This is a genomic window from Ensifer sp. VA4 (assembly GCF_055710065.1).
In genome coordinates, this window is the sequence record NZ_JBVQPO010000046.1 from 1 (window position 1) to 921 (window position 921).

The 921-nt window shown below is 62.0% G+C and carries 1 protein-coding gene; it reads left to right on the forward strand.

Going from position 1 to position 921, the window contains the following annotated elements; translation table 11 throughout:
• A partial coding sequence (locus AC0C6X_RS30080) for an IS630 family transposase (RefSeq protein WP_472956687.1) occupies positions 1–921 on the forward strand: 921 nt, incomplete at its 5' end.

Here is a 921-nt window from a genome sequence, read left to right on the forward strand (position 1 = left end):
TTCGCCGAGCAGCGGCTCGATGGGCTTTACGACGAGCCGCGTCCCGGCGCGCCGCGCCAGATCGGCGACGAAGAGATCGCCGAGACGATCCGGTTGACGCTGGAGACGACACCGCCGGACGCCACCCACTGGAGCCTGCGTTCGATGGCACGGGCGGTCGGACATGCGCCCTCGACGATCCATCGCATCTGGACGGCCTTCGGGCTGCAGCCGCATCGCGCCGAAAGTTTCAAGCTGTCTTCGGATGCGCTATTCGTCGAGAAGGTGCGCGACATTGTCGGCCTTTATCTCAACCCGCCCGAGCGGGCGCTGGTGCTCTGCGTCGATGAGAAGAGCCAGATCCAGGCACTCGATCGCAGCCAGCCGGTGTTGCCGATGCGGCCCGGCCAGATCGAGCGGCGCAGCCACGACTACACCCGGCATGGAACACTTTCGCTCTTCGCCGCGCTCGACGCTGCCACCGGCAAGATCATCGGTCGCTGCTTCAAGCGTCACCGCGCGCAGGAATTCCTGAGATTCCTGCGCGAAATCGAAGCCAACGTGCCGCCAGACCTTGATATCCACATCGTCATGGACAACTACGCCACCCACAAGACCAGCGCCATCCGCAGCTTCTTTCTCAAGCGGCCCCGCTGGCACATTCATTTCACCCCGACGGCGGCGTCATGGCTCAACCAGGTCGAGCGCTTCTTTGCCAACCTGACCGAAAAGCAAATCCGGCGCGGCGTGCACCGCTCCACCGCTGAATTGGAGGCGGCAATCACCGCCTATATCGACGCCGTCAACACCGATCCCAAACCGTTCCGATGGACCAAATCGGCAGACGATATCCTCGCCACCATCAAACGCTTTTGCCTGGCAACCCTGCAAATCGCCGATGTGCAAAACAAATCGGCAGAAACTTCTGAATCAGGACACTAG